8 protein-coding genes and 1 tRNA gene are annotated in these 8308 nt (G+C 71.6%); 5 read left to right on the top strand and 4 right to left on the bottom strand.

What is annotated here, in order from left to right; all coding sequences use genetic code 11:
* A partial coding sequence (locus VB739_RS15650; protein ID WP_323357954.1) for a chromosome segregation protein SMC occupies positions 1–2428 on the top strand: 2428 nt, incomplete at its 5' end.
* A gap of 92 nt (positions 2429–2520) precedes the next feature.
* A complete protein-coding gene (locus tag VB739_RS15655) occupies positions 2521–3645 on the top strand; it encodes a PRC-barrel domain-containing protein (protein WP_323357955.1) in 1125 nt (374 codons plus the stop codon).
* Between the two features lie 18 nt (positions 3646–3663).
* Here the strand turns inward: VB739_RS15655 and msrB are convergent, their stop codons facing one another.
* The 3 genes from msrB to VB739_RS15670 all read right to left on the bottom strand — a co-directional run bounded on the left by msrB (position 3664) and on the right by VB739_RS15670 (position 5535).
* Positions 3664–4074, bottom strand: coding sequence for a peptide-methionine (R)-S-oxide reductase MsrB (gene msrB, locus VB739_RS15660; RefSeq protein ID WP_323357956.1), 411 nt, complete (start codon positions 4072–4074; stop codon positions 3664–3666).
* Between the two features lie 38 nt (positions 4075–4112).
* The gene (locus tag VB739_RS15665; RefSeq protein ID WP_323357957.1) at positions 4113–5411 is read right to left on the bottom strand and encodes a glycosyl transferase; all 1299 of its coding nucleotides are present in this window, start codon (positions 5409–5411) and stop codon (positions 4113–4115) included.
* A gap of 42 nt (positions 5412–5453) precedes the next feature.
* A tRNA-Leu gene (locus VB739_RS15670) sits at positions 5454–5535 on the bottom strand.
* A gap of 162 nt (positions 5536–5697) precedes the next feature.
* Between VB739_RS15670 and accC the strand changes: the two genes are divergently transcribed.
* The gene (accC, locus tag VB739_RS15675) at positions 5698–7047 is read left to right on the top strand and encodes an acetyl-CoA carboxylase biotin carboxylase subunit (RefSeq protein WP_323357958.1); all 1350 of its coding nucleotides are present in this window, start codon (positions 5698–5700) and stop codon (positions 7045–7047) included.
* On the opposite strand, the gene VB739_RS15680 is transcribed toward accC, so the two are convergent.
* Entirely contained in the window at positions 7037–7366 is a 330-nt protein-coding gene (locus VB739_RS15680; RefSeq protein WP_323357959.1) for a YggT family protein, read from the bottom strand. The genes accC and VB739_RS15680 overlap by 11 nt on opposite strands.
* A gap of 85 nt (positions 7367–7451) precedes the next feature.
* Between VB739_RS15680 and psbX the strand changes: the two genes are divergently transcribed.
* Complete coding sequence (gene psbX, locus VB739_RS15685; protein WP_216909263.1) at positions 7452–7574, top strand: photosystem II reaction center X protein; 123 nt, start codon at positions 7452–7454, stop codon at positions 7572–7574.
* A gap of 61 nt (positions 7575–7635) precedes the next feature.
* Positions 7636–8308, top strand: a 673-nt coding sequence (locus VB739_RS15690; RefSeq protein WP_323357960.1) for a Ycf66 family protein, incomplete at its 3' end; no start/stop codon positions are given.

The raw sequence follows: 8308 nt of genomic DNA on the forward strand, positions 1-8308 counted from the left end.
CGGGGAGGTGGCCGGCCGCTCCGGCAGCTGGCTGGAGGGGCAGCAGGTCCGCAGCCGCCGGCGCCAGGAGCTGCAGGAGCGGCTCGCCCCCCTGCTGGCCGAACGCCAGCAGCTGGAGGAACGGCTGCGGCAGGCGGGCGAGCGGCTCGAGGAGCTGGGCGGTGAGGAACTCCAGGAGGACGCGGCCCATGCGGAGGCCGCCGCCGCCCTGGCGGCCCTGGCGGAGCAGGAACGCGCCCTGCTGGCCGGCCTGGAGGACCGCCAGCGGCAGGCCCAGGAACTGGCCGAGGCCCTGGCCCTGCAGCAGCGCACCCGGGCGCGGCTGGAGCAGGAGCAGACCAGCCTCGAGCGGGAGATTGCCCGCCTCGACAGCCGCCGCGAGACCCTGCAGGAAAGTCGCGGCACCGGCGCCCTGCGCCTGCTGCTGGAGGCGGGCCTCGAGGGAATCCACGGCTCGGTGGCCCAGCTGGGCGAGGTGGAGGAGCGCCTGCGGGTGGCCCTGGAGGTGGCGGCGGGGGGGCGCCTGGCCCAGGTGGTGGTGGAGGACGACCGCATCGCCGCCCGGGCGATCGAACTGCTCAAGAGCCGCCGCGCTGGCCGCCTCACCTTCCTGCCCCTCAACCGCATCCGGGGCGGCGGCGGTGGCGGCTCGGGGGGGGCGGCCCTGCAGCGGGGCCAGCCTGGCGCCGCAGGGGCCGGCGGACTGGTGGGGCGGGCGGTGGATCTGATCCGCCACGAGCCCGTCTACGCCGATGTCTTCCGCTACGTCTTCGGCGACACCCTGGTGTTCGCCACCCTCGCCGACGCCCGCCGGGAACTGGGCCGCTGCCGCGCCGTGACCCTGGAGGGCGAACTGCTGGAGAAGAGCGGCGCCATGACCGGCGGCAGCCTGCAGCAGCGCTCCGGCCAGCTGGGCTTCGGCCGCAGCAGCGAAGGCGATGAGGCCGAGCCCCTGCGGCAGCGCCTGCTGGAGCTGGGGGAGAGCCTGCTGGCCTGCCGCCGTCGCGAGGCGGAGCTGGGCCGCGGCCTGGAGGAGGCCAGGCCGGCCCTGCTGGAGCTGCAGCAGCGCCAGGCCGCCCTCCAGGCCGAACGCAGCGCCGCCGAGCGCACCCTGGCCCCGCGGCTGCAACGGCGCGACCAGGTGAGCAGCCGGCTGCTGCAGCTCCAGGAGGCCCACCGGGCCGACCGCGGCAGGATGGACGTCCTCGACCGGATCCTGCCCCCCCTGCGCCAGGCCCTGGCGGAGCTGGAGGAGGCCGAGCGCGCCGCCAGCGGCAACGACGACAGTGCCCGCTGGCAGGGGCTGCAGAGCGAGCTGGAACGGGCCGACCAGGCCCTGGTGGAGGCCCGACGCCAGCGGGATGGCCTGGAGGCGGAGCGACGGGAGCGGGCCCTGGGGGCCGAACGCCTGGGCAGCCAGCTGGAGGCCCTCGCCGGGGAGGAGCGGCGGCTGGTGGAGGCGGTGCAGGCCCTGGTGGGGGAACGCCAGCTCTGGAAGGAGCGGCAACAGGCGGAGCAGGAGCGCCGCACCCTGCTGGAGCGGCAACAGAGCGAGCTGCAGACCCGCTTCGGCGAACGGCGCCGCGCCCGCGACGGGGCCGAAGCCCATCTGGCCGGCCAGCGCCAGGCCCTGCAGCAGCGCCAGTGGGAGCTGCAGCGGCGCCAGGAGGAGCGGCTGGCCCTGGCCGAGGAGCAGCGCAGCCACGGCCTGCGGCTGGCCCAGATGGAACGGGAGCTGCCCGAGCCCCGGCCCGAGCTGTCCGAGGAGGTGCGCGAGGGCGGCCTGGAGGCGCTGCAGCAGAGCCTGCGCCAGCTGCAGCAGCGCATGGAGGCCCTTGAGCCGGTCAACATGCTCGCCCTCGAGGAGCTGGAGCAGCTGGAGCAGCGGCTGGCCGACCTGGACGAGCGGCTGGAGGTGCTCAGCAAGGAGCGGGAGGAACTGCTGCTGCGGATCGAAACGGTGGCCACCCTGCGCCAGGAGGCCTTCATGGAGGCCTTCCGGGCCGTGGACGGCCATTTCCAGACGATCTTCGCCGGCCTTTCCGACGGCGAGGGACACCTGCAGCTGGAGAACCCCGAGCAGCCCCTTGAGGGCGGCCTGACCCTGGTGGCCCACCCCAAGGGCAAGGCGGTGCGGCGGCTGGCCTCGATGTCGGGCGGTGAGAAATCCCTGACCGCCCTGAGCTTCCTGTTCGCCCTGCAGCGCTTCCGCCCGTCCCCCTTCTATGCCCTCGACGAGGTGGACAGCTTCCTCGATGGGGTGAACGTGGAGCGGCTGGCCGCCCTGATCGCCGCCCAGGCCCACCAGGCCCAGTTCATGGTGGTGAGCCACCGCCGGCCGATGATCGCCGCGGCCACCCGCACCATCGGCGTCACCCAGGCCCGCGGCTCCCATACCCAGGTGGTCGGTTTGCCGCCGGCGGCCTGAGCCGACCGCGTGGGCCACAATGGGCCGACAAGGCTGTTCCAGGCCGTGAAGTCGCTCCCGTTCCCCCTGCCGTCCAGCCCCGATCTCCGGATTTGACCTCCCCGATTCCCCCCTCCACCGAACCCGCCGCCAGCAGCGACCGCCTCTGGTTGCGCTCCGAACTGATGGGCACCCAGGTGATCACCCGGGACACCGGCCGGCGGCTGGGCGTCGTCGGTGAGGTGGTGGTCGACATCGACCGGCGCGAGGTGGTGGCCCTGGGCCTGCGCGACAACCCCCTCACCCGCTTCCTGCCGGGCCTGCCCCGCTGGATGCCGCTGGATCGCATCCGCCAGGTGGGAGACGTGATCCTGGTGGATTCGGTCGACTCTCTGGCCGAGGGCTTCAATCCCGAGCGGTACAGCAAGGTCATCAACTGCCAGGTGATCACCGAATCGGGGGAGCAGCTCGGCCGGGTGCTCGGCTTCAGCTTCGACATCGAAACCGGCGAACTCACCACCCTGGTGATCGGGGCCCTCGGCGTTCCCCTGCTGGGGGAAGGGGTGCTCAGCACCTGGGAGATGCCGGTGGGGGAGGTCGTCAGCAGCGGCCCGGACCGAATCATCGTCTACGAGGGAGCCGAGGAGAAGCTCAAGCAGCTGGGCACAGGCCTGCTGGAAAAACTGGGCATCGGCGGCGCCAGCTGGGAGCAGGAAGAGCGGGATCGCTTCCGCACCGGGGCCGTTCCCGCCGAGAACCAGCTGCCCGCCGGCCAGCCCACCGCCCAGGAGCAGCGCCGCATTCAGCCGGCCACCAGCCGCAGCTTCCAGCCCAGCGAAGAACTGGAGTACGTGGAGCTGGAGGAACGGCGCGAACGGGAGCCCCTGCGCCAGCGCCGCTACCTCGACGACGACCTGCCCGAGCCGCGTCAGCGCCCCGAACCCCGGCCGGCACCGGCCGACCCCTACGGGCAGGACAGAGAACGCAACCCCGCCCGGTACGACAACCCCTATGTAGATGAGCGCTACGAAGACGAGCGCTACGACCGGGAGCGCTATCGGGACGAGCGTTCCTTCGAGCCGGAGACCTACAGGGCCCCTGTCGAAGCCCCTGGGCGGGACTTTGCTGAGCCTGAGCGCGAACGGGAGCCGCTGCGGGCAGAGCGTCCCCAGGCCCCAGCTCCCCGGCCGAAGGAGCCGGTGGATGTGGAGCCGGAGATCCTCGACGATCCCTGGTGAAGCGGCCGGGGGGCGGCCTCAGCCTTCCGCGAAGCGCAGCGACGCCGAATTGACGCAGTAGCGCTGGCCGCTGGGGGCAGGGCCGTCGTTGAAGACATGGCCGAGGTGGGCGTCACAGCTGGCGCAGCGGATCTCGGTGCGCTCCATGCCGTGGGTGCGATCGGTTTGGGTGGTGATCGCCCCGGCGCCGACGCCCGCCCAGAAGCTGGGCCAGCCGGTGCCGGAATCGAACTTGGTGGCGGAACTGAACAGCTCGCTGCCGCAGCAGACGCAGTGGTACATCCCGGTGGCCTTGTTGTTCCAGTAGGCACCGGTGAAGGCCCGTTCCGTGCCCCCCTCGCGGGCCACCCGGTATTGCTCGGGCGTCAGCTGGGCCCGCCAGTCGGGATCGTTGACGCTCTGGAGGGGGGTGGATTCGCTCGACGGCATGGTCTCAAACCCCGCGTGGGGCAATGGTTGAGCCAATCCTATCCAGATCGTATGGGCCTCCCGGAGCGCTCCGGTGGCGGCAGCAGGCCACGCACCATCGCCGCCACAGCCGAGACGGCCCCCGGCGCTCCCCGCAGGCTGCGCAGGTCGTCGGCCATGGCTGAGAGGCGCTCGGGATGCTCCAGCCAGTCGGCCGCCTCGGCGGCGATCTGGGCCGGTTCGATCGGCCCGACCCTTTCCGGCACCACGGCACGGCCGGCGGAGATGTTGGGCCAGGCCAGGAAACCCCGGTGACGCATGCGCCAGGCGGTGAGGGCCACCCCCACCAGCCGCCGCAGCAGGGGCAACCGGGCCAGCAGCCCCAGCCAGCCATCCCAGGCCTGCATCACCGCCAGATGCTGGGTGGGCACCAGCACGATCATCGGCACCGCCAGGGCCCCCAGCTCGGCGGTGTTGGCGCCCACCGTCGTGAGCGCCAGGGCGCACTGGCTCAGGGCGGCATGGGCCGGATGCTGCTCCAGCAGCAGGATGCGGGTGCCGGCCGCCGTGACCAGCTCATCGCCCTGGCGATGGGGCTCGCCGGCCCCCTGGCCCCGATTCAGGGGATTGGACGGCCCGCCATAGGCCAGCAGCTCCCGCACCGAGGTGGTGGGTGCCACCGGCAGCAGGAAACGGCAGCCGGGCCGCAGGGCCGCCAGCCGGTCGGCGGTCTCGAGCAGGAACGGCACGCCCACCAGCAACTTGGCCCGCTTCGAGCCGGGCAGCAGGGCCACCCAGTCGCCGGCGGGCAGGGGGGCGTCCTGGCGGGCCAGGGCCGAAAGATCCGCCATCAGGTCCCCCACCACCGTGGCCCGCTGGCGCCAGCGGGGTGCCAGGCGGCCGGCGGCGGCGGGACCCATCACGGCGATGCGGTCGTTCCAGCGGGGCCAGCGGGCCACCCATTCGGCATAGGTGAGGTGGCGGTAGCCCAGCCGGGCCGAAAGCAGCACGGTCCAGAACTGGTCACCACCGAGGAACACCACCACCCCCCGCTCGGGCCAGGGGCCGTGGCGGCGGGGCCGCAGCAGCAGCCACCAGAAGCGGGTGGCCGGCAGCACCCGCTCGAACAGGCCCCAGCCCTCGGCCACCCGCTGCTCGGCGCCGGTGGCGTTGGGGCAGGGAACGAGCACCAGCCGCAGGCTGCAGCTGGCGGCGGGATCGCGGGGCCGCAGCGGCTCCAGGCCATGGAGCTGCTCCGCCAGGGGCCGCACCCAGGTGCTCAGTTCCCCCGGACCGTTGCTGACCAGCACGATCGCGCTGCCTGCGGCTGGAGCGGAGACCGGCGACGGCTGGGTCAAGAGAACCGCAGGTTCCGGGGGACGGGAGCGGGAAAAGAAAAATGCGGATGGCGAGACTTGAACTCGCAAGGCCGAAGCCACACGCCCCTCAAACGTGCGTGTCTACCAATTCCACCACATCCGCGTGGCAGGCGCAGGCCGAAGCACCGCACCGGTTGAGCAATATACCCATGGGCTCCCCCCAGCCCCGAAGGCCCTCGCCGCCGGGGGGCGCCGGTGAGCACTGATACAGTCCGCCCCGGCACGGCCGCACCCCCGCCAGCCCTGATCGCCCGGACCTGCACGGATGCCCATCGGCAAACTGCTGATCGCCAACCGAGGCGAAATCGCCCTCCGCATCCTGCGCAGCTGCCGGGAGCTCGGCATCGCCACTGTGGCCGTCTACAGCACCGTGGATAAAAACGCCCTGCACGTGCAGCTGGCCGATGAGGCGGTCTGCGTGGGGGAAGCCCCCAGCAGCCGCAGCTACCTCAACGTTCCCAACATCCTGGCGGCCGCCACCTCCCGCGGCGCCGACGCCATCCATCCCGGCTACGGCTTCCTGGCGGAGAACGCCGACTTCGCCGAGAAGTGCCTCGACCACGGCCTGATCTTCGTGGGCCCCTCGCCGGCCGCGATCCTGGCCATGGGCGACAAATCGACGGCCAAGATCACGATGCAACAGGTGGGTGTGCCCACCATCCCCGGCAGCGAGGGGCTGCTGGACGATCCCAGCCAGGCGGCCGCCCTCGCCGAGACGATGGGCTACCCCGTGATGATCAAGGCCACCGCCGGTGGTGGTGGTCGGGGCATGCGCCTGGTGCCGGCCGCCGATCAGCTGGACAGCCTGTTCAGAGCTGCCCAGGGGGAGGCGGAGGCCGCCTTCGGCAACCCTGGCCTCTACATGGAGAAGTTCATCGACCGGCCCCGGCACGTGGAGGTGCAGGTGCTGGCCGACCGCCACGGCAACGTGGTCCACCTGGGCGAAAGGGACTGCTCGATCCAGCGCCGCCACCAGAAGCTGCTGGAGGAGGCCCCCAGCCCGGGCCTGGATCCGGAGCTGCGACGCCGCATGGGCGAGGCGGCGGTGGCGGCGGCCCGCAGCATCGACTACGAGGGCGCCGGCACGGTGGAGTTCCTGGTGGACAAGAGCGGCGCCTTCTACTTCATGGAGATGAACACCCGCATCCAGGTGGAGCATCCCGTCACCGAGATGGTGACCGGCATCGACCTGATCGCCGAGCAGCTGCGCATCGCCGGCGGCGAGCCGATCTCCGTGCGCCAGGACCAGATCCAGGTGCGCGGCCATGCCATCGAGTGCCGCATCAACGCCGAGGACCCCAGCCACAACTTCCGGCCCGCCCCGGGCAGGATCACCGGCTGGCTTCCCCCCGGAGGCCCTGGGGTGCGCATCGACAGCCACGTCTACACGGGCTATGAAATCCCCCCCTTCTACGACTCCCTGATCGGCAAGCTGATCGTCTGGGGGGTCGACCGCGACCACGCCATCCGCCGCATGCGACGGGCCCTGTCGGAATGTGCCGTCACGGGGATCCCCACCACCATCGAATTCCACCTCGCCCTGCTGGATCGCCAGGAGTTCCAGCGCGGTGAGGTCTGGACCAAGTTCGTCGAGGAGGAGATGCTCAACCGGTGAGCTGGCTGCGCAGCAGGGCCAGGGTGAGCAGACCCTGCTGACCGACCAGCAACTCACGCAGCAGGCTGATCAGCCCCACCCAGACCACCGGCGTCACATCCACCCCACCGATGGGCTGGATCAGGCGACGGGTGAGGACCAGCAGGGGCTCGGTGGGTGCCCCCACCAGCTGCATCACCCCCTTGGTGAGGTCCACACTCGGATACCAGGTGAGGACGATCCGGAACAGGAACAACAGGGTCCAGCCCGCCAGGGCCAGCCCCAGGGCCAGGTGCAGCAGGGGCAGGGGCGCCAGTGCGGGAAGGGCCAGGGCCGTCACAAAGCTCTAAGCGTCTGAAGGTCGATGGTAGGAAGCCGCCGCCACTGCCTAGGATCCCCCGAGTTGTCCAGAGCGAACGCCTGCCATGACCCCTTCCCTCGCCAACTTTCTCAGCAGCCTCGGCTGGGGCGCGGTCATCGTGGTGATCCCCATCGCCATCGCCCTGGTGCTGATCAGTCAGAACGACCAGCTCGATCGGCGGCTCTGAGCTTCCGCTGACGTCGCGGGTACGGTCCTTAGAGTGTTGCCCATCGCCCGGGTGAACCGCCGTGGTCAACGCCAGCCTCAACTGGGCCAGCATCGTCGGCATCGTCCTGGCGGTCGGCGGAGCTTTCCTCTACTTCATGAGGAGCTTCAAGCCGGCCCTGGCCCGGGACTACGACGTTTTCTTCGCCGCCATCGGCCTGCTCTGCGGCGGCATTCTCTTCTTTCAGGGCTGGCGCCTCGACCCGATCCTGCAGTTCGGTCAGTTTCTGCTCGCTGGCACCACTGTTTTCTTCGCCTATGAGAGCGTCCGCCTGCGTGGGGTGACCACGGAGCAGGCTCGCCGCTCCTCCTACTTCGACGACGAGGAACCCGCCGCGCCGTTCCGGCCGCGGGGCGGCCTGGGCGGTGGCCGCAGCTACGACGACGAGCCGGACCGCTTCGATGAGCCGGAGCCCCTGCGGCGCCGCATCCCCTCCAGAGAGGGACCCGATGACGACTTCTACCGGCCGCGCCGGCCCAGTCGCGCCGCCATCCCGGAGCGTGCCGCCAGCCGCCGGGAGGAAGCCGATTCCTGGGACAACCCCCGCGCAGAGCGTTCCTCCGGCCGGCCGGAGCGCGATCCCATTGACGACCGCCTGGAGAGGACTGTTGGCCGCTACTCCGCCGGTGGCGCCGGTCGCTCCCAACCCGCCGATTTCGGCGCCCGCCGACGGGAGCGGGACAGCGCCCCGGAAC

It is taken from the genome of Cyanobium gracile UHCC 0281, assembly GCF_034931305.1.
In the GTDB taxonomy this organism is placed as follows: domain Bacteria; phylum Cyanobacteriota; class Cyanobacteriia; order PCC-6307; family Cyanobiaceae; genus Cyanobium; species Cyanobium gracile_A.